We start from the raw sequence: 20,147 nt of genomic DNA on the forward strand, positions 1-20,147 counted from the left end.
GTGGCCGAAGCCGCCGTGGTCGGCAAGCCGCACGAGGTCAAGGGTGAGGCCGTGGTGGCGTTCGTGGTGCTGAAGGGCCCGCGTCCGACCGGCGAGGAAGCCAGGAAGATCGCCGCCGAGCTGAAGAGCTGGGTCGCGCACGAAATCGGCAAGATCGCCCAGCCGGACGATATCCGCTTCGGCGAGAACCTGCCGAAGACCCGTTCGGGCAAGATCATGCGCCGCCTGCTGCGTTCGATCGCCAAGGGCGAGGAAATCACCCAGGACACGTCGACGCTGGAAAACCCGCAGATTCTCGATCAGCTGCAAGAACCGGCCTGATCGCAAAAAACAGCCCAGGAGAGGTTGGAGGAGAAGGTAGCCACGGCGAATGCCGTGGCTTTTTTCATCTGCGGGGCTCAGCCATGCCGAACAAGCCGGAACCCCTCCTCGTCCGCCGGCGGCACGAAGTGGCGCGTCATGGCGTCGAACTGTGCGTCATCCAGCGTGAACGGGTGTCCGCCGGCGGCGTGGCGCGCCCGCAGCCGGCGCTTGCATTCCTCGTCCGTCACATCAAGGTAGTGCAGCTCGTGGCCGACACCGGCCTGGGGAATGAGGACATGAACTTCTCCTGTGGGTCTGCAGGACCAGGGAGGCGGAAAACAGAAAACCCGCCCGGGCCGCTTTTCTGCCCCGGCGGGAGACCGCCGTTTCCGGCCCGCTGGACTACGCTGAATATTGCGCCAGGCCAAATACCGGCGGGGCGCCGGTTGAACTCTGCCGGGGCGCGTCGGATAATCCGCACATTTTTCGCCGTCCTCCCGGTGACGGAAGGGCGCTTGAGATGGACTTCAGTCATTACCTTTTGATTCTCGTGGCCGCCGTGCTGGTCAACAACGTGGTCCTGGTCCGCATTCTCGGCCTGTGCCCGTTCATGGGGGTCTCGAAGAAGCTGGAAGCGGCCATCGGCATGGGCGCGGCCACGACTTTCGTGCTGACGCTGGCATCCGGCACCAGCCACCTGATCAACCTGCTGCTGCTTGCAGCCGGGGTCGAATACCTGCGCACGCTGGCTTTTATCGTCGTGATCGCCGCCATTGTGCAGTTCACCGAAATGGTGATCCAGAAGACCAGTCCGGTGCTGTACCAGGTGCTCGGCATCTACCTGCCACTGATCACTACCAACTGCGCCGTGCTTGGCGTACCGCTGCTGAATGTGCAGGAAAAGCACACCTTTGCCGAGTCGCTGGTATTCGGCTTCGGCAGCGCGGCCGGCTTCACCCTGATTCTGGTGCTGTTTGCCGCCATGCGTGAGCGACTCGAAGGCGCCGATATCCCGCGGCCCTTCCAGGGCACGGCCATCGCCTTTGTCACCGCCGGACTGATGAGTCTGGCCTTCATGGGCTTCGGGGGCCTGGTGAAATGAGCGGTTTCCTGATTGCCATTGCGGTAATGGCGGCGCTGGCCCTGCTGCTCGGCGCGGTGCTCGGCGCCGCCTCGGTCCGCTTCCGGGTCGAAGGTGACCCGCTGGTCGACAAGATCGACGCCGTACTGCCGCAAACCCAGTGTGGCCAGTGCGGCTACCCCGGCTGCAAGCCGTACGCCACCGCCATTGCCGGTGGCGAAACCGGCATCAACCGCTGTCCGCCGGGCGGCGAAGACGGTATCCGCAAGCTGGCCGACCTGCTCGGCGTCGAGTTCGTGCCGTTCGACGCCGATGCTGCCCAGCCGAAACCAAAGTCGGTTGCCGTTATCGACGAAACCACCTGCATCGGCTGTACCCTGTGCATCCAGGCCTGTCCGGTCGATGCGATCCTCGGCGCGGCCAGGCATATGCATACCATCCTGCGCGACGAATGCACCGGCTGCGAGCTGTGCGTTGCCCCGTGCCCGGTCGACTGCATCCACATGGCGCCGCTGCCGGTCACGGTCAAGAACTGGAAATGGCACTATCCGGTGTTCGCCCTCACCCTCGCTCAGCCCTCCGGTCCCGCATGAAACCACGCTTTACCTTCCATGGCGGCGTCCACCCGCCGCGCCACAAGACCGAATCGAACGGCACGCCGATCCGCGATGCCGGCCTGCCGCCGCAACTGGTGGTGCCGCTGAACCAGAGCATCGGCAATCCGGCCCGCCCCTGCGTCGCGGTCGGCGAGCGGGTGCTCGCGCACCAGCGCATCGCCGATGCCGACGGCAATGTGTCGGCCGCCGTACATGCCCCGGCGTCCGGCCGGGTGCTGGCCATCGAGGAACGACCGTTCGCCCATCCGTCCGGGCTGCCGGCACTGAGTATCGTCATTGAGCCGGATGGCCGCGACGACAGCGTCGACCCGGTGCCGGTCGACTGGCGACAGGCCGATAGCCGCACGCTGCGCGAGCAGTTGCGCGACATGGGTGTGGTCGGACTGGGCGGCGCCGTGTTCCCGACTGCGCTGAAGCTGAGCGATGGCGGGCTGGAGACGCTGGTCATCAACGGCGCCGAGTGCGAGCCGTATATCAGCTGCGACGACCGGCTGATGCGCGAGCGCGCGGCCGACATCGTCCTCGGCGTCGGGCTGCTGGCCGAGCGCATGCAGGCGAAGGAAACCCTGATCGGCATCGAGGACGACAAGCCCGAGGCCATCGCCGCCCTGACGGCCGCCTGTGCCGGCACCGGTATCGAGGTGGTCAGCGTGCCGACCCGCTACCCGGGCGGCGGCGCCAAGCAGCTGATCCGCGTGCTGACCGGCAAGGAGGTGCCGCATGGCGTGCGCTCGACCGATTTCGGCGTGCAGTGCTTCAACGTCGCCACCGCCTATACCGTCTGGCGCGCACTGGTGCTGGGCCTGCCGGTGGTGTCGCGCATCGTCACCGTGACCGGCGCCGTCGCGCGGGCCGGCAATGTCGAGGCGCGCATCGGCACGCCGGCCGACTGGCTGGTCGGCCAGGCCGGCCCGACGCCGGACAGCCGCGGCATCATCATGGGTGGTCCGATGATGGGCTTTACCCTGCCGGCACCGGCCGCCGGCATCACCAAGGCGACCAACTGCCTGATCGCCCGCAGCGAGGCGCTGTTCCCGCCGCGTCCACCGGCCCTGCCCTGTATCCGCTGCGGCGCCTGCAGCGAGGTCTGTCCGGCCAGTCTGCAGCCGATGGAGCTGTACTGGCATGCCAGGTCGAAGCAGTTCGGCCGGGCGCAGGAATACGCGCTGTTCGACTGCATCGAATGCGGCGCCTGCAGCTATGTCTGCCCGAGCCAGATTCCGCTGGTCGACTACTACCGCTACGCCAAGGACGAAATCTGGGCCGCCGAGCGTGACAGAAAGGCGGCCGAACTGGCACGGACACGCTTTGACTTCCGCAACTACCGCGCCGCGCGCGACAAGGAAGAAAAAGCAGCGCGCCTTGCCGCCCGTGCGGCAGCCGCTGCTGCCAGCGCTCCCGCCGTCGCAGCCGAGACGGCCCCCGCCCCTGCGGCAACCCTCGATGCCGACAAGCAGGCCGCCATCCAGGCGGCCATGGCCCGGGCGGCGGCGCGCAAGGCCGCCGGTGCCGGCAAGGACCCGGCCGCTCCCGCCGCCACGCCGATGAGCGATGCCGGCAAGAAAGCGGCCATCGAGGCCGCCATGGCCCGCGCCGCCGCACGCAAGGCGGCCAAAGCGGCCGAGGCGACGCCGCCCCCCTCCGAATCCGATGCCCCCTGAGCCGATGCCGACTTCGCCCTATCTCGCCAAACCCACCCGCGTCAGCCATATCATGCTGACCGTGATCGCCGCGCTGCTGCCCGGCCTGCTGGTCTCCGTCTACGTGTTCGGCGCCGGCGTGCTGCTGCAGCTGGTGCTGGCCTCGCTGGCCTGCCTCGGCTTCGAGGCTGCCATGCTGCGGGCACGCGGCCTGCCGCTGCGTCCGTTCCTCGCCGATGGCTCGGCCTGGGTCACCGCCTGGCTGCTGGCGCTGTCCTTCCCGCCGCTGGGCCCGTGGTGGTTGCTGGTCGTCGCCAGTTTCTTTGCCATTGTCGTCGCCAAGCACCTGTATGGCGGGCTCGGCAACAATCCGTTCAATCCGGCCATGGTCGGCTTCGCGGTGATGATCATCTCGTTCCCGGCGCAAATGTCGCAGTGGGCAGCACCATATGGTTCGCTGTCGGCATGGGAACAGGTCGTCCATATCCTGACCCGCCAGTTGCCGGAACGGGTGGCGCTGGATGCGGTCAGTGCCGCCACGCCGCTCGATTACCTGAAAACCCGGCTCAGTGCCGGTCAGGGGCTGGATGACGCCCTGCACGGACCGGTGTTCGGCTACCTGGCAGGCGCTGGCGCCGAATGGGTCGCCGCGGCCTTTGCGCTCGGCGGCCTGTACCTGCTGGCGCGGCGCCTGCTGAGCTGGCATGCGCCAGTAGCGATGCTGACTACCCTGGCCGTGGTGGCCGCCCTGTTCCATGCGCTGGACCCGTCGCGCTTTGTCGGCGCTCCGCTGCATCTGCTGGCCGGCGCCTCGATGCTCGGGGCATGGTTTATCGTGACCGACCCGGTCACCGGCCCGGTCACGCCGCGCGGCAAGCTGCTGTTCGGCGCCGGCGTCGGCCTGCTGCTGTGGGTGATCCGCAGCTTCGGCAGTTTCCCCGACGGCATGGCCTTCGCCATCCTGCTGATGAATATCGCCGTGCCACTGATCGATCGCTATACGCAACCGCCGGTTTTCGGCCATGACAAGGCCGCACCATGAATGAAACCCTGCGCCAGGCCCGCGTCAGCGCACTGACGCTGTTCGTGTTTGCGCTGGTCGCCACCGCGCTGATGGCCGGCGTCTATGCGCTGACCCACAAGATCGTCGCCGCCAACGAGCAGGCCGCCCGCCTCGCCATCGTCAGCCAGGTGCTGCCGGCCGGCGGCTATGACAATGATCCGGCCCGGGCGGCCGTGACGCTGTCCGCCGCCGATGGCCGCCGGCTCGGCAATGACGGTCCGTCACAGGTCTATATCGCCCGCCTCGGCGGCCGCATGGTGGCCCGGGTGTTCGAGGCCACGGCGCCAAACGGCTATGCCGGCAGGATCCGTCTGCTGGTCGGGGTCGATGCACAGGGCGCCATTACCGGCGTGCGCGTGGTCAGCCACAAGGAAACGCCGGGGCTCGGCGACTATATCGATCGCGCCAAAAGCGACTGGATCGACCAGTTCAACGGCCTGGCCCTGACCCGCGACAGCGAGTGGAAGGTCAAAAAGGACGGCGGCCGGTTCGACGCCATGGCCGGGGCAACGGTCAGCCCGCGCGCCGTGGTCGGCGCCGTGGCGAACACCCTGCGCTTTGTTGCCGCCGAACGCACAAAACCCGGACAATGGGACGCCCAGCCCGTCCCCGCCCGTGAACCCACCGGTGCCAGACCATGACGACCCAGCCCACCCAGGACAACAGCCCGGCCGCGCCGGCGCACGAGATGCGCGATATCGCGCTGAACAGCGTATGGAAGCAGAACGCCGGCGTAGTGCAGATTCTCGGCATGTGCCCGGTACTGGCGGTCAGCACCAGTGTGGTCAATGGCGTGTCGCTCGGCCTGGCCACCGCACTGGTGACCGGACTGTCCAGCGCGGCGGTGGCCGCCGTGCGCCATCTGGTGCCGAACGAGATCCGCAATCCGATTTTCATCACCATCATCGCCGCGCTGGTGACCATGGTCGACCTGCTGATGAACGCCTATGTGCACGGGCTGTATGCCGTACTCGGGATTTTCATTCCGCTGATCACCACCAACTGTATCGTGCTGGCGCGCGCCGAGGCCTTCGCATCGAAGAATCCGCTGCGGCAGTCGGCCTGGGACGGCTTCATGATGGGCATCGGCCTGACGCTGGTGCTCGGCCTGCTCGGCGCCTTGCGTGAACTGCTCGGACGCGGCACGCTGCTGTCCGGTCTGGACCTGGTGTTCGGCCCGCAGGCGGCCGGCTGGGTCATTCATGTCGCCCCGGCCGACTACCAGTTCCTGATCGCGCTGCTGCCGCCGGGCGCCTTCCTCGGCCTGGCCGCGCTGATCGCCGGCAAGAACTGGCTCGATGCCCGTGCCCGGGCCCGTACCGCCAACCGTCAGCTTGCCCCCGCATGAACGACAGCAAACGCAAAGCCATCATCGCCCGCCTGGCCGCCGCCAACCCGTCTCCGCGCACCGAGCTGAACTACAGTACGCCGTTCGAGCTGCTGGTGGCCGTCGCGCTGTCGGCGCAGGCAACCGACAAGAGCGTCAACGCCGCCACCGCCCGGCTGTTTCCGGTCGCCAATACCCCGGAGAAAATGCTTGGTCTCGGCGAAGACGGGCTGATTCCGTACATCCAGACCATCGGCCTGTTCCGCAGCAAGGCCCGCCATGTGATTGAAACCTGTCGCCTGCTGCTGGAGCGGCATGGCGGCGAGGTGCCGCAGACGCGGGAAGCGCTGGAAGCGCTGCCCGGCGTCGGTCGCAAAACGGCCAATGTGGTGCTGAACGTCGCCTTCAACCAGCCGACCATTGCGGTCGATACCCATATTTTCCGTGTCGGCAACCGTACCCGGCTGGCGCCGGGCAAAACCCCGCGCGAAGTCGAGGACAAGCTGGTCCGCGTCACCCCGGCCGAATACAAGCTGGATCTGCATCACTGGCTGATCCTGTTCGGCCGCTACACCTGCACCGCGCGCAAGCCGAAATGCGCAGACTGCGTGATTGCCGACCTGTGCGAATGGCCGGACAAGGGTGCACGGGGCTGACGCGTCAGGACTTGCAACCGGACCAGTGAGCACCATGTATTCGGGCACCGCGCTGGTGTTACCATGTTGCGGTTTTCAGATTCAAGCCCTGCCAGAAAAAAAGGATGACGTTGTGATGCCCGCTTTCCGCAAAACCACCCTTGCCCTCGCATTGACGCTGCCGTTCATGCTGGGCGGGTGTGACAAGGCCAAGGAGCTTTATCAGTCCTGGAGCGGCTCGGGCGCAGACAAGCCCATCGTCCAGAACGCGCCCAACCGTCCCGGCATGCTGCTGGCCGATTTCACCACGCTGGTCGAGCGCGAAGGCCCGGCCGTCGTCAACATCAGTGCCAACCGGGTCGAGGAAGACGACGGCAGCGATGCCGATTCGCCATTCCCGTTCCCGATTCCGGAAGACGATCCGTTCTACGAATTCTTCAAGCGCTTCATGCCGCCGGGCGGGGGGCAGACCCAGCAGCCGCGCGAGCGCGACTCGATCAGCTATGGCTCGGGCTTCATCATCTCCAGCGATGGTTACATCATGACCAACTCGCATGTGGTGCTGAATGCGCAGCAGATTCTGGTCAAGCTGACCGACAAGCGCGAACTGAAGGCCAAGCTGGTCGGTATCGACAAGCGCACCGACGTCGCCCTGCTGAAGGTCGAGGGCAAGGACCTGCCGACGGTCAAGATCGGCAATCCGGCCACGCTGAAGGTTGGTGAATGGGTCGCCGCGATCGGCGCGCCGTTCGGCTTCGACAATACCGTGACCGCCGGCATCGTGTCGGCCAAGGGCCGCAACCTGCCGGACGACACCTATGTGCCGTTCATCCAGACCGATGTCGCCATCAACCCCGGCAACTCGGGCGGGCCGCTGTTCAATCTCAGTGGCGAAGTGGTCGGCATCAATTCGCAGATCTACAGCCGTTCCGGCGGCTTCATGGGCATTTCGTTCTCGATTCCGATCGACATCGCCATGTCGGTGGCCGAGCAGCTGAAGACCAGCGGCAAGGTCAGCCGTGGCCAGCTCGGCGTGCACATCCAGGAAATGACCCAGGAGCTGGCCCGTTCGTTCGGTCGCGACACCGCCGATGGCGCGCTGGTGGTCCGGGTCGAATCCGGCAGTCCGGCGGCCAAGGCCGGTCTGGCACCGGGCGACATCATTCTCAGCCTTGACGGCAAGAAGGTCGGCAGTTCGGCCGACCTGCCGATGCTGGTCGGCGAGAAGAAGCCCGGCACTACGGTCAAACTCGGCGTCTGGCGCAAGGGCCAGTCGCTGGCGCTGAACGCGGTGCTGGTCGAACTGAAGGCGGACACGGCCCAGGGCGCACAGAAGAAAAAGGCCGAACAGCAGCCGCAGCTGAATTTCGACCGGCTCGGCATCTCGGTCAGCGAACTGACGCGTGAGCAGCGTTCGCAGCTGGGCATCCAGGGTGGCCTGCTGGTCGACAAGGTGACCGGTCTGGCGGCCAAGTCCGGCCTGATGCGCGGCGATGTGATCATCGGCGTCAACCAGAACAGCGTCGCCGACCTGAAGACGTTCGAGAAGCTGCTTGCTGCCTCCGGCCCGAACCTGGCACTGCTGGTGCGCCGGCTGGACAACACGCTGTACATCCCGCTGAAACTCGGCAACGAGTAGGTACTGACGGCCGGCATGGGCATCCACTCATCGGCCTTTGCCCTGCCCGCCCGCACTCCGCTGTATATATGAAGCGGAGTACGGGCGGGAGGCGTTCTCGCCGACGAGTTCCTTATCGGGGGGAAAAGCCATGACATTCAGAACGCGCCGTGCCTCTCTGATGCGGCCCCCGGCTTTCGGCCGCGTCATGATCGGCATGCATGGGCAGCTGATCGACGTGATCGACAATAACGTTCAGCTGTATCACCTGGGCAACGGTGCTCGCAGCTACTCGCCAACGATACAGCGCCTTCTGCGCCTGGATCCGTTCAGTCCGTTCTCGGCAGGGGGCGTCAATGGCTACGCATTCTGCAATGGCGACCCGATCAACCGGACCGATCCGTCGGGCTATCTGAGCCTTGGATCCGGCCTGGATATTTTCGCCGGCATGCTGAGCGCCGTGGTTGCCCTGGCCCTGGTGATAACGACGGCCGGCATGGGCTCTCCACTGCTGATGGCCTTGTCTTATGTGGCGGCCGGCTTCAGCCTGACGTCTTCCGCCTTGCAGGCCGCGTCGGGCAGCATGGAGGGCGTTCACCCGGCCGTGTCGGAAAAGCTGAGTATCGCTTCCAATATTTTTCAAATTGCCACAGCAGTGATTGAAATCGGCCTGTTTGTCCATCTGATGCGAAAAGGCACGAATCTCGCCCACACTTTCCACAAAGTGTCCCCCGATCATCTCGATCCGCGTATTGGCAGACTGCCCACCATGGTGGATGTTGCTGTCCCGCAATCGTTTTTTCCCAGGGCCGCGCTATTGAACGCCTCGACATCGACATCAGGGCTGAGATCCAGCCTGGGGTCGCTGGCTTCGATGCGCAGCATCAGAAGTCTGGCCACCTCGCCGTCGGTGGCCACCCTGCGTTCACCGGCATCGTATTCGATGCTCTCATCGTTGCGCTCTCTGCCGCAGTCGCCCAGCCTGGCCAGTTCGGCCAGTTCGCTGTATCAGACGGCGCCGGGCTCACTGCGCTCATCGCTTGGCCAGATCAGTCTCCTGCTGTAAGCGGCGCGGACCCCGGGACTCCGGCGGAGGGACAGGAATGGATGCCGGTGCGCCATGCGCACCCGCTGCATCCATCCGGCGGGTGCACACAGGCAGCAGAATGCGCATAATGCCGGCTGGTCCCGGACACCCGCCCCATGTCGATCACCCAACTCGTATCGCAGTATCTGCTCGGCGCCCTGCTCAGCCTGGTGGTCATCACCAACCCGCTGTCGAAGATCCCGATGTTCATCTCGCTGACCACCCACGACAGCCGCACGCAGCGCGCGCGGGTCGCACTGGATGCCTGCCTGTACGCGGGCGGCATCATGGTGGTATCGCTGGTCGGCGGCAACGTGGTGCTGGAAATGTTCGGTATCTCGTATGGTGCACTGCGGGTCGCCGGCGGCATCGTCGTGGCGCTGGTCGGCTACCGGATGCTGTACCACTCGCAGGACACCACCAGCCAGGCCACGCGCGAAGGCCATCAGGTGGCGTTCTTCCCGCTGGCCATGCCGGGCATCAGCGGCCCCGGCACCATCGCCGTGGTCATCGGCTTCTCGACCGAGATCGCCGAAATTTCCAACTGGAATTTCAAGCTGGCCGCACTCGGGCTGACCCTGCTGGCCATCGTTGGCGCCACGCTCTGCGTGTGGCTGGCACTGCGGCTGTCGTCGCGCATTTCCGAGCAGCTCGGCCCGAGCGCCATGGACGTGCTGACCCGGCTGATGGGTTTCCTGCTGATCTGCGTCGGCGTCCAGTTCATCGGCTCCGGGGTGCGGACTTTCTACACCTCGCTGTAGCCTCGCCCGTTCAGGCGATGGACAGCAGTTCCGGGCCGGCGGTCACCAGCCGCGAGTCAGTCCAGCGTGACCACGTCGCCCCACTGCGGCAGGACCAGTGGCCAGCCGAGATCCGCCGCGACGGTATCGGCGAATGCCTGCCGGGCGCTGGCCTCACCATGGACCAGGAACAGCTTGCGCGGCGGCGCGGAGAACCCGCCCAGCCAGGCCAGCAGACCGCGACGGTCGGCATGGGCCGACATCGCATGCAGCTCGGCAATGCGCGCCCGGACCGGATACGACTCGCCGCCGATGCGGACCTCCCGTGCACCATCGACGATCTCGCGCCCCAGCGTTCCCTCGGCCTGGTAGCCGGTGAACAGCACGGTGGACTCCGGCCGGCTGATATTCGCTTTCAGGTGCTGCTTGATGCGCCCCCCGGTACACATGCCGGAACCGGCGATCAGCACGGCCGTGCCGTGGATGGCATCCAGCGCCCGCGAGGCAACCGGGCTGCGCACGGTCTCGATCAGCCGCCGCGTGTCACGCCATTCACGGCCGCGCAGCATTTCGCGCGCCGGCCCGTCAACAAAGGTCAGCATGCGCCGGTAGATCGCCGTGGCATCGATGGCCATCGGGCTGTCCAGGTATACCCGCAGCGGCGGAATGCGGCCGGAACCGAGCAGATGCGAGAAATGCAGCAGCAGTTGCTGTGCGCGTTCAATGGCGAATGACGGCACCACCAGATTGCCGCCCCGGTCGACGGTATCGTTGACGATGTCGGCCAGCACGGCCTCGGTGTCCTCGTCCGGGTGGTCGCGATCGCCGTAGGTGGTTTCCAGCACGATGTAGTCAGCCTCGTGCAGCACGGCCGGGTCCGGCACGATCGGCATGTCGCGCCGGCCCAGGTCGCCGGAGAACACCAGCTTGCGGGTCTTGCCGGCATCGCGGGCCGTGACCTCCAGCAGGGCGGCACCCAGGATGTGGCCCGCCGGCAGAAAGCGCACGCTGACGCCGTCGACCGGCGACAGCGGCTCGCCGAAACGCGCTTCGCGGAAATGCGCCTCGGTCCGGCGCACGTCATAGCCGGTATACAGCAGTTCGCCGTCATGCTCGCCCTGTCTGCCCTCGCGCGCATGCCGCGCCTGCTTGATGCCGGCATCCTCGGCCTGGATGCGGGCAATGTCGGTCATGACCAGGCTGGCCAGACGGAGGGTCGGCGCGGTGGCCCAGATCTTGCCGCTGAAGCCGTCGCGAACCAGTTTCGGCAGCAATCCGCAGTGGTCGAGGTGGGCGTGGGTCAGCAGTACCGCATCAATGCTGGATGGCGGTACCGGAAAGCTCGCCCAGTTGCGCTCGAGAAATGCGCGCTCCTGATACATCCCGCAGTCGATCAGGATGCGCTTGTCGCCAATCTCCAGCAGATGGGCCGAGCCCGTGACCTGACCGGCCGCCCCGAGAAACCGCAATTGCATGCTCATGATTGTTCCCTTGCCTTTCCGTCTGCCCCACTTGCGGCCGGCCAGCGCCAGTCGCGGATTTCCGCCATGTCCTCGCCGTGCTCGCGGATGTAATCGCGATGACGGCCAAGCTGGTCGCGCAAGCGCTGGCGCGCGTAGGCGGACACGCGCGCCAGCGCCGGTACCCGGTCGATCACGGCCATGGCCAGGTGATAGCGGTCGAGTTCGTTGAGCACGGTCATGTCGAACGGCGTGGTGGTCGTGCCTTCTTCCTTGTAGCCATGCACGTGCAGGTTGTCATGGCTGGTCCGGCGGTAGACCAGCCGGTGGATCAGCCACGGATAGCCGTGATAGGCGAAAATCACCGGCTTGTCGGCGGTAAACAGCGCCGCATATTCGCGTTCGGGCAGCCCGTGCGGATGCGCCTCCGGCGGCTGCAGCCGCATCAGGTCGACCACGTTCACCACCCGGATTTTCAGGTCCGGGAACGCCTCGCGCAGGATGGCCACCGCCGCCAGCGTTTCCAGCGTCGGCACGTCGCCGCAGCAGGCCATGACCACGTCCGGCTCGTCGCCGATATCGTTGCTGGCCCACTCCCAGATGCCGATGCCGGCCTCGCAGTGGCGCACGGCGGCTTCCATGTCCAGCCACTGCGGCGCCGGCTGCTTGCCGGCAACGATGACATTGACCAGATTGCGGCTGCGCAGGCAGTGGTCGGACACTGCCAGCAGCGTATTGGCATCCGGCGGGAAGTAGACGCGGATCACCTCGGCCTTCTTGTTGACCACATGGTCGATAAAGCCCGGGTCCTGGTGCGAGAAGCCGTTGTGGTCCTGGCGCCAGACGTGCGACGTCAGCAGGTAGTTCAGCGAGGCGATCGGCCGTCGCCACGGGATGCCTTCGCGGGTGACCTTCAGCCATTTGGCGTGCTGGTTGAACATCGAGTCGATGATGTGGATGAATGCCTCGTAGCACGAGAACCAGCCATGGCGACCGGTCAGCAGATAGCCCTCCAGCCAGCCCTGACAGGTATGCTCGGACAGGATTTCCATGACCCGGCCACCGGCAGCCAGATGGTCGTCGCCCGGCAGCCGCTCGGCCATCCACGCGCGTTCCGTGGCCTCGAACAGCGCACCGAGCCGGTTCGACACCGTTTCGTCCGGGCCGAACACGCGGAAGTTGGCCGATGCCGCATTGGCGCGCATCACATCACGCAGGAACATGCCCAGCGCACGCGGCGCTTCGGCATCGACGCCCCCCGGCGTCGGCACGTCGACCCGGTAATCGCGATAATCGGGCAGCAGCAGGTCGCGCAGCAGTTCGCCGCCATTGGCATGCGGATTGAGTCCCATGCGCCGCGTGCCGGCTGGCGCCAGCGCGGCGATCTGCGACCGCGGCGCCCCGCTGGCGTCGAACAGCGTGTCCGGGCCGTAGCTGTACAGCCAGTCTTCGAGCTGGCGCAGATGCGCCGGATTGCCGAACAGGCCCGACAGCGGTACCTGGTGCGAGCGCCAGCTGCCCTCGGTCAGCTGGCCATCCACGGTTTTCGGGCCGGTCCAGCCTTTCGGCGTGCGCAGCACGATCATCGGCCAGCGTGGCCGCACCGTGTTGCCCTCGACCCGCGCCGCGCGCTGGATGCCACGGATATCCGCCAGCACGCGGTCAAGTACGGCAGCCATGCGCGGGTGCAGGATGTCCGGATCGTCGCCATCGACGAAATACGGCTGGTAACCATAGCCGGTCAGCAGGCTCTCCAGCTCGGCCTGCGGGATGCGCGCCAGCACGGTCGGGTTGGCAATTTTGTAGCCGTTCAGGTGCAGGATCGGCAGCACCGCGCCATCGCGGACCGGATCGAGGAATTTGTTCGAGTGCCACGCAGTGGCCAGCGGCCCGGTTTCAGCCTCGCCATCGCCGATCACGCAGGCGACCAGCAGCGACGGATTGTCGAAAGCGGCGCCATAGGCATGGGAAAGCACATAGCCGAGCTCGCCGCCCTCGTGGATTGACCCCGGCGTTTCCGGCGAGGCATGGCTCGGCACGCCGCCGGGAAACGAAAACTGGCGGAACAGCCGGCGCATGCCCTGTTCGTCGCGCGAAACTGCCGGGTAGCGCTCGCTGTAGCTGCCTTCCAGCCAGGTGTTGGCCAGCATGGCCGGGCCGCCATGACCGGGGCCGCACAGGAAGATCGCATTGAGGTCATGGTCCTGGATCGCCCGGTTCAGGTGGGCATACAGGAAATTCAGGCCGGGCGAGGTCCCCCAGTGACCAAGCAGGCGCGGTTTGATGTGCGCCTCGCTCAGCGGCGCGCGCAGCAACGGGTTGTCGAGCAGGTAGATCTGGCCGACGGTCAGGAAGTTGGCGGCGCGCCACCAGGCATCGACCTGGGCCAGGCGTTCGGGAGACAGGGATTCGCTCATGCGGGACTCCGAAAAAAGGGGCCGTCCGGGGGATTACGCCTCCGGTGGCGGCCGATAGCGGTGATGGGTCTTGCGCCGCGGCCGGTGGTGATGTCGGGAATGCGGCTCCTGCGCCGGCTCGACCACCAGCGGCGATTCGCCACGAGCCAGTGCCACGCAGCACTCGATGACCCGACGCATTTCCTCCGGCACGCCGGGCGAGCCGGCCTGCTGCATCGCATCCAGCGCTTCCAGCGCCAGCAGCGGCTTCGGTGTGCGATGGATGGCGCGGGTGATCACCCGCGCCGGCGACATGACGTCGACCGCCGTTTCCGGCAGCCGGGCGTGGCGGCGATAGACATCGGCATAGCCGGCGTGCCACAGCGCATTCTCGATATCGCGCTGGCGCAGCACGGTCACATGCTGGTCGAGCTCGCCGGGCGGCACATGGCTGCGCACCGCAGCGGCATAGCTCTGCCCGGCATGGTCACCGTCGGCCAGCAGGTGCCAGCGGATGCCCAGCGCCTGCGCGACCTTGACCAGCGGCGGCAGGCCGCACTGGGCGAACTCGACGCAGACGATGCCCTCCATGGCAAAGTCGTAGCCGCACAGCCGCGCCAGTTCGGGCAGCAGCCAGAATTCGGTTTCGCCCTCGACCAGCAGCCAGCAGCGGGCAAAGGCCGCCACGCCGCGATGGCTGCGCACGTGATAGCTGTAGCGGCGCAGTTCGTCGCGGTCGAGTACATCGGCCGCCACCCGCCAGACGGTCACCTCGCCATTCAGCCGCGTCAGCCGGCGCAGCGAGGTCATCGGCACCGAGGCCAGCAGATCGCCGGAATGGGTGCAGACGATTTTCTGCCAGCGGATGCGGTCGATCAGATGCCAGATGGCCGACAGCGTCATCGGGTGCAGATGGGCTTCCGGGTCTTCGATGATCAGGATGGGTTCGGCGCCGGGCGCCGTCGGCGTGTCGCGATGGTCGAGCACGGCACCGAGCAGCAGCAACAGGCCGAGCCGGTAGGCGGTGTTGCCGTACGGGGGCAGGAAGGTCTGCGGCGTCAGTCCGCTGCCATTGCCGATCAGCTCTCCCAGCATCGGCGCATGCCGCGGCGCCTCGTCGCCATTGCGCCCGGGGGCGTTCAGCCGTTCAAGCAGATCGAGCGCCGCGTCGAAACCGGCACTGAGTTCTTCCGGCAGGTCGACGCTGATGCCTTCGACCAGTTGCTGGTAATGGCGATGCACGCGCGCCGCCAGCTGGTCAGCCTGGTCCGGGGTGCCGGCCAGCGTGGCCAGGTGCGCCGCCAGCGGCAGCCGGCGGGCCGGCGAGGCACTGGCATCGATGCGGATCAGCGGATTCAGCGCCCGCAGCCAGGCCAGCTGGGCAGCATCGTTGTCACGGCTGCCGGCCGGGCCGGTGAAGCGCCAGGTATCGACCTCGCGGCCGTGCCGCTCGTTGCTGGCCGCCAGCTCGAAGCACAGCTCGCGCGGCCACGGCATGCCGCCCAACAGTTCACGCACCGGCTCGAACGCCGGCACATCCCACTCGCCGGGCTCGCGCTCGACGAAGCACAGCCGGGCACGGATCGGCTGCGGCACTTCGCACAGGCCTTCCTCGGGGCAGCGCACGTCCCAGCGCGAAAAGGCGAAGGGGCCGGCGCCGTCCTCCGGCGCTTTCAGTACTGCCGTCAGCAGATCGAACAGGCTGGAACGACCACTGTCGTTCTCGCCGATCAGCACGGTGCTGGCCGGGTCAAAATCCAGCACGCCGTGGCGAATGCCACGGAAATGCGCCACTTCCAGTCGCGACAGGTGCATGCGACGCTCTCCCGGTCTGGTGCTGCCTGTGCCGCGCGGCCACCGGCCGCCGGCGTCAATGCGCTGCTACGCGGCCTGCCAGTCGGCGTACACGCGGTCGATATCGGCCAGCAGGCGTGCCTGGGCGTCGACATCCAGCCAGCTGGCCTCGATGCTGTTCTTCGCCAGCCGGACCACCTGCCCGGCACTGAGCTTCAGTGCCTCGATACAGGCCACATAGTTGTCGTTCACATAGCCACCGAAGTAGGCCGGATCGTCCGAGTTGATGGTGACTTTCAGCCCGGCATCCAGCAGACGGGCCAGGTTGTGCTCGCGCAGGTCATCGACCACGCGCAGCTTCAGGTTCGACAGCGGACAGACCGTCAGCGGCGTCTGCTCGCGCGCCAGACGCGCCATCAGTGCCGGATCTTCGGCACAGCGCACGCCATGGTCGATGCGGCTGACATTCAGCAGATCCAGCGCTTCGCGGATATAGTCGGGCGGGCCTTCCTCGCCGGCATGGGCCACCACCGGCAGGCCGAGCTCGCGACAGTAGGCAAAGACGCGCTGGAATTTGGACGGCGGATGGTCACGTTCGCTCGAATCGAGGCCGATGCCGTCGATGCGGTGCAGGAACGGTCTGGCCAGTTCCAGCGTGGCGATCGCGTCGGCTTCGGACAGGTGGCGCAGGAAGGACAGGATCAGGCGGAAGCTGATACCGTCGCGCGCCTCGGCTTCGAGCAGCGCGCGGCGCATGCCGGCCAGCATGGTCGGCAGGCTGACGCCACGCGCGGTATGCGTTTGCGGGTCGAAGAAGATTTCCACATGGCGGACATTGTCGGCGTGCGCGCGTTCGAGATAGGCGCGGGTCAGCGCATAGAAGTCCGCTTCGTCACGCAGCACGTCGGCGCCGGCATAGTACAGGTCGAGAAAGGACTGCAGGCTGTCGAAATCGTAGGCGGCACGCAGCGCCGCGACATCGGGATAGGCCAGGGTCACGCCATGGCGGTCAGCCAGCTCGAAAGCCAGTTCGGGTTCGAGGGTGCCTTCGATGTGCAGGTGAAGTTCGGCTTTGGGAAGCGCCCGGGCGAGCGCGGCAATGTCATGCATTTGTTCATGTCTCCAGCAAGACCTCAAGGATACAGGGCTGGCACGGGATGGGCACCCGTCGCGTATGCTGCACGGCCCGCTCAATACCGGTTTTCAGCCAGGTTTCTGTCAGCCATGTAGCGGGTCGGCGCCTGGCCCAGTGCCTTGCGGAACATGGTGATGAACGCGCTGACCGATTCATAGCCGAGATCCTGCGACACGATCTGCACCGGCGTACCGACCGACAGCCGCTGCAGCGCCACGATCAGGTGCAGCTGCCGCCGCCAGCGGCCAAAGGTCATGCCGGTTTCGGCCAGGGCCAGCCGGGCCAGGCTGCGCTCGCTCAGCGCCACCCACGCGGCCCATTGCGCCATCGTACGCCGGTCAGACGGATCGGCGATCAGTGCATCGGCAATCCGCCGCAACCGGCTGCTTGTCGCGACCGGCAGGTACAGCCGCTCGGCCGGCATCGACGCCAGTTGCTCCAGCAGCACCCGCGCCAGCCGTCCGGTCGGACCATCGGCCGGATAATCCGGCGCCTGGCCGGCCAGATACTCGATCAGCTCGCGCAGCAGCGGACTGATGGCCAGTGTGCAGCAGTGCGCCGGCAGCGCCGCGGCACCGGGCTCGACGAACAGCAGGCCGATGCGGCCATTGTCCGAGACCCGGTTGCTGTGCGGCAGACCGGGAGGAATCCAGACCCCGCACTGCGGCGGCACCAGCCAGATGCCGTCCTCTACCGTGCAGGTCACCGCCCCGCGCAGGGCCAGCACCAGCTGACCCTTGCGGTGGCAGTGGAACGGCTGCTCGCGGCCGTTGTCGCGGACATCGAGCCGCAGGGCGATTGCCGAAGCCGGCCACGCATCCGGGTCGAAGGTCAGCGGGAAGGCAAACAGGTCGGACATGCCGCACTCCGGGCCAGATGGCTGTTTTTGACAATTAAAAGTCATTTTAACCAAAGACAGTCAAAAAGGGCTCGCCGTAAAGTGGCCGTTCCTCTTTTCCCGGACCCTCCATGACTGCAAACACCCCCTCCCTTCCGCCTGCACGTGCCGGATTGCTGGTTCTTGGCATCCTGCTGATCGCGAGCAATCTGCGCGCCCCGGTGACCAGCGTGGCGCCGGTACTGGACCTGATCCGGGCCGACTTCGCCTTCAGCGCGACCGCCGCCGGACTGCTGACCACCCTGCCGCTGCTGGCGTTTGCCGCCCTGTCACCACTGGCCGGCCCACTGGCGCGACGCTGCGGGCTGGAACGCACGCTGCTGCTGTCACTGCTGGCGCTGATCGCCGGTCTGCTGATCCGTTCCGCTGGCGCCGAGTGGGCGCTGTTCGCCGGCACCCTGCTGATCGGTGCCGCCATTGCCATCGGCAATGTTCTGCTGCCCAGCCTGCTGAAACGCGATTTTCCGGACCGCATCGCCTCGCTGACCTCGGCTTATGTGCTGGTGATGGGCATCGCGGCCGGGCTGGGTTCGGTGCTGGCCGTGCCGCTGGCGCAATGGTCATCCGGCTGGGCACTGTCGCTGCTGTTTCCGGTCGTACTGGCCCTTGCCGGTTTGCTGGCATGGCTGCCGCAGTGGCAACGGCATACCGCGCCGGTGCCGGCCGCGGCGACAGCGGTGCAGGAGACCCCGCTGTGGCGCAATGCGCTGGCCTGGCAGGTCACGCTGTTCCTGGGACTGAACTCGCTGGTGTATTACGTCGTCGTCGGCTGGCTGCCGTCGATGCTGCGCGATGCCGGGCTGCCGCCCGCCACTGCCGGCTCGATGCATGGCCTGCTGCAGGTGGCCTCGGCCCTGCCCGGGCTGCTGCTGGTGCCGGTCATCCGCCGCCTGCACGACCAGCGCCTGCTGGCAGTCGCCACCTCGACACTGTCGACAGTCGGTCTGCTCGGACTGCTGCTGGCACCGCACTGGAGTGTGCTGTGGACGCTGATGTACGGCATGGGCGCCGGCGCAACCATCATCCTGGGGCTGGCTTTCGTCAGTCTGCGAGCGTGCAGCGTGCGCCAGGCGGCAGCCCTGTCCGGCATGGCGCAGGCGGTCGGTTATCTGCTGGCCGCCGCGGGGCCGATGCTGGTCGGCCTGCTGCGCGACCTGAGCGGTGGCTGGACGGTCACCCTGCTGCTGTGCATGCTGGTTTCACTGCTGCAGGCGGCTTCCGGTTTTCTGGCCGGGCGAAACATCCAGCTCGATTAAGCGCCCGGATGGCGCGCTTTCTGCCACGATACAGGCCGGACACGCTCAGGAGACCAGCATGAAACACCTTGCCCTTCCCTGCCTGCTGCTACTGGCGCTGGGCGCCACGCCGGCGCAGGCCGCCGATCCCGCGCCGGTTCGCAGTGTGCCGGCCGTGGATCTCGACCGCTATCTGGGGCGCTGGTATGAAATAGGCAGCCTGCCGATGTTCTTTCAGCGTCACTGCGTGGCCAATACGACGGCCGAATACCGGCGGCTGGACAATGGCAAGATTGGCGTGCTGAACCGCTGCCTGAACGAAAAAGGCGGTGTCGAACAGGCCGAGGGCAGCGCCGTGGTCGTCGACGGGCACGGCAATGCACAACTGAAGGTCACTTTCATGTGGCCGTTCCGTGGCGACTACTGGGTAATCGGCCTGGCACCGGACTACCGCTGGGCACTGGTCGGTACGCCGAATCACCGCTATCTGTGGCTGCTGTCACGCACACCGCAGCTGTCGCAGACCGATATCGACACGGCGCTGGCCATTGCCGGGGAGCAGGGTTTCAAGCTTGACGCATGGCGCCGTACCCGACAGCAACAGGACGTCCGGCCGGGGGACTGAGCGCGCGACCACTTGTCTGACAGCGGGAGCGGCAGCGAAGAGAGTTCGCTATAGCAGTCTTATCAGCGCCGGCAACCCCTTGCCCGCCGCGCCTCCCGATGCCGTCGCAGGTTCCTGCGTCAGGCTCAATCCGCCAGGCATGCCGCTGCACCTGCCTGTCAATCCGTGGAGCCACGCCATGTCCACCGAGCCTGTTTCCGTCGCCCCGCCGACCCTGCCCACCATCCACGACGCCCTTCCCGGCCCCGGTGACGGCAGCGGGCCCACCCTCTCCGCCGGCCTGGTCTCGTTCGACATCCCGCTGTCTCTCCCCGTCGCCCGCGAATCCACCCCCGCCCTGACCCTCGGCTACAGCGCCGGCGCCGGCAACGGCCCCTGCGGCACCGGCTGGCGGCTCGCCCTGCCGACCATCCAGCGCCGCACCCGCCTCGGCGTCCCGCAGTACAACGACGACGACGTGTTCGTCGGCCCCGATGGCGAACCGCTGGTTCCC

General features: G+C 66.7%; 19 protein-coding genes and 1 pseudogene. 14 read left to right on the forward strand and 6 right to left on the reverse strand.

Annotation, left to right across the window (positions count from 1 at the left end):
* Positions 1–321 (forward strand): annotated as a pseudogene (locus tag DFO50_RS18135) (acetyl-coenzyme A synthetase); the annotation flags it as partial.
* A 77-nt stretch (positions 322–398) separates the two neighbouring features.
* On the opposite strand, the gene DFO50_RS19855 reads toward DFO50_RS18135, so the two are convergent.
* Positions 399–731 (reverse strand): AAA family ATPase, encoded by a 333-nt coding sequence (locus tag DFO50_RS19855; protein ID WP_112692974.1) that lies wholly within the window; start codon positions 729–731, stop codon positions 399–401.
* Between the two features lie 92 nt (positions 732–823).
* On the opposite strand from DFO50_RS19855, the gene rsxA reads away from it, so the two are divergent.
* The 10 genes from rsxA (at position 824) to DFO50_RS18190 (ending at position 10,132) form a co-directional block, all read left to right on the forward strand.
* On the forward strand, positions 824–1,405 hold the full coding sequence (gene rsxA, locus DFO50_RS18145) for an electron transport complex subunit RsxA (protein WP_028500379.1): 582 nt from the start codon (positions 824–826) through the stop codon (positions 1,403–1,405).
* Positions 1,402–1,977, forward strand: coding sequence for an electron transport complex subunit RsxB (gene rsxB / locus DFO50_RS18150; RefSeq protein ID WP_112692975.1), 576 nt, complete (start codon positions 1,402–1,404; stop codon positions 1,975–1,977). Before rsxA ends, rsxB begins: the two co-directional genes overlap by 4 nt.
* Entirely contained in the window at positions 1,974–3,662 is a 1,689-nt protein-coding gene (gene rsxC, locus DFO50_RS18155; protein WP_112692976.1) for an electron transport complex subunit RsxC, read from the forward strand. The genes rsxB and rsxC overlap by 4 nt, the downstream gene beginning before the upstream one ends.
* A 4-nt stretch (positions 3,663–3,666) precedes the next feature.
* Positions 3,667–4,683: an RnfABCDGE type electron transport complex subunit D gene (locus DFO50_RS18160; protein WP_028500376.1), complete on the forward strand. Its 1,017-nt coding sequence runs from the start codon at positions 3,667–3,669 to the stop codon at positions 4,681–4,683.
* Entirely contained in the window at positions 4,680–5,345 is a 666-nt protein-coding gene (rsxG, locus tag DFO50_RS18165) for an electron transport complex subunit RsxG (protein WP_112692977.1), read from the forward strand. The genes DFO50_RS18160 and rsxG overlap by 4 nt, the downstream gene beginning before the upstream one ends.
* A complete protein-coding gene (locus DFO50_RS18170) occupies positions 5,342–6,052 on the forward strand; it encodes an electron transport complex subunit E (RefSeq protein WP_199489894.1) in 711 nt (236 codons plus the stop codon). Before rsxG ends, DFO50_RS18170 begins: the two co-directional genes overlap by 4 nt.
* Complete coding sequence (nth, locus tag DFO50_RS18175; RefSeq protein ID WP_107889945.1) at positions 6,049–6,687, forward strand: endonuclease III; 639 nt, start codon at positions 6,049–6,051, stop codon at positions 6,685–6,687. The genes DFO50_RS18170 and nth overlap by 4 nt, the downstream gene beginning before the upstream one ends.
* Before the next feature lie 115 nt (positions 6,688–6,802).
* On the forward strand, positions 6,803–8,305 hold the full coding sequence (locus DFO50_RS18180) for a DegQ family serine endoprotease (protein ID WP_028500373.1): 1,503 nt from the start codon (positions 6,803–6,805) through the stop codon (positions 8,303–8,305).
* Between the two features lie 130 nt (positions 8,306–8,435).
* The gene (locus DFO50_RS18185) at positions 8,436–9,350 is read left to right on the forward strand and encodes an RHS repeat-associated core domain-containing protein (protein ID WP_084300324.1); all 915 of its coding nucleotides are present in this window, start codon (positions 8,436–8,438) and stop codon (positions 9,348–9,350) included.
* 137 nt (positions 9,351–9,487) lie between these two features.
* The gene (locus tag DFO50_RS18190; protein ID WP_028500371.1) at positions 9,488–10,132 is read left to right on the forward strand and encodes a MarC family NAAT transporter; all 645 of its coding nucleotides are present in this window, start codon (positions 9,488–9,490) and stop codon (positions 10,130–10,132) included.
* A gap of 56 nt (positions 10,133–10,188) precedes the next feature.
* On the opposite strand, the gene DFO50_RS18195 is transcribed toward DFO50_RS18190, so the two are convergent.
* The 5 genes from DFO50_RS18195 to DFO50_RS18215 all read right to left on the reverse strand — a co-directional run bounded on the left by DFO50_RS18195 (position 10,189) and on the right by DFO50_RS18215 (position 17,755).
* Entirely contained in the window at positions 10,189–11,592 is a 1,404-nt protein-coding gene (locus DFO50_RS18195; RefSeq protein WP_028500370.1) for an MBL fold metallo-hydrolase RNA specificity domain-containing protein, read from the reverse strand.
* Positions 11,589–13,988, reverse strand: coding sequence for a phosphoketolase (locus DFO50_RS18200; RefSeq protein WP_107889948.1), 2,400 nt, complete (start codon positions 13,986–13,988; stop codon positions 11,589–11,591). The genes DFO50_RS18195 and DFO50_RS18200 overlap by 4 nt, the downstream gene beginning before the upstream one ends.
* Positions 13,989–14,021: 33 nt before the next feature.
* A complete protein-coding gene (locus DFO50_RS18205; protein ID WP_028500369.1) occupies positions 14,022–15,782 on the reverse strand; it encodes an ATP-dependent endonuclease in 1,761 nt (586 codons plus the stop codon).
* A gap of 66 nt (positions 15,783–15,848) precedes the next feature.
* The gene (locus tag DFO50_RS18210; protein ID WP_028500368.1) at positions 15,849–16,871 is read right to left on the reverse strand and encodes an adenosine deaminase; all 1,023 of its coding nucleotides are present in this window, start codon (positions 16,869–16,871) and stop codon (positions 15,849–15,851) included.
* Positions 16,872–16,951: 80 nt separating this feature from the next.
* The gene (locus DFO50_RS18215) at positions 16,952–17,755 is read right to left on the reverse strand and encodes a helix-turn-helix domain-containing protein (protein WP_028500367.1); all 804 of its coding nucleotides are present in this window, start codon (positions 17,753–17,755) and stop codon (positions 16,952–16,954) included.
* Between the two features lie 110 nt (positions 17,756–17,865).
* On the opposite strand from DFO50_RS18215, the gene DFO50_RS18220 reads away from it, so the two are divergent.
* From DFO50_RS18220 to DFO50_RS19860, 3 genes are all read left to right on the forward strand, one after another.
* Positions 17,866–19,050, forward strand: a complete 1,185-nt coding sequence (locus DFO50_RS18220) for an MFS transporter (RefSeq protein ID WP_028500366.1) — start codon at positions 17,866–17,868, stop codon at positions 19,048–19,050.
* Positions 19,051–19,108: 58 nt separating this feature from the next.
* Positions 19,109–19,654 carry a lipocalin family protein gene (locus tag DFO50_RS18225; RefSeq protein WP_036386885.1) on the forward strand — a complete coding sequence of 182 codons (546 nt, stop codon included), beginning with the start codon at positions 19,109–19,111 and terminating at the stop codon, positions 19,652–19,654.
* A 178-nt stretch (positions 19,655–19,832) separates the two neighbouring features.
* On the forward strand, positions 19,833–20,147 hold a 315-nt coding region (locus DFO50_RS19860), incomplete at its 3' end, for a SpvB/TcaC N-terminal domain-containing protein (RefSeq protein WP_304598487.1).

It is taken from the genome of Microvirgula sp. AG722 (assembly GCF_003269145.1).
GTDB lineage: Bacteria > Pseudomonadota > Gammaproteobacteria > Burkholderiales > Aquaspirillaceae > Microvirgula > Microvirgula aerodenitrificans.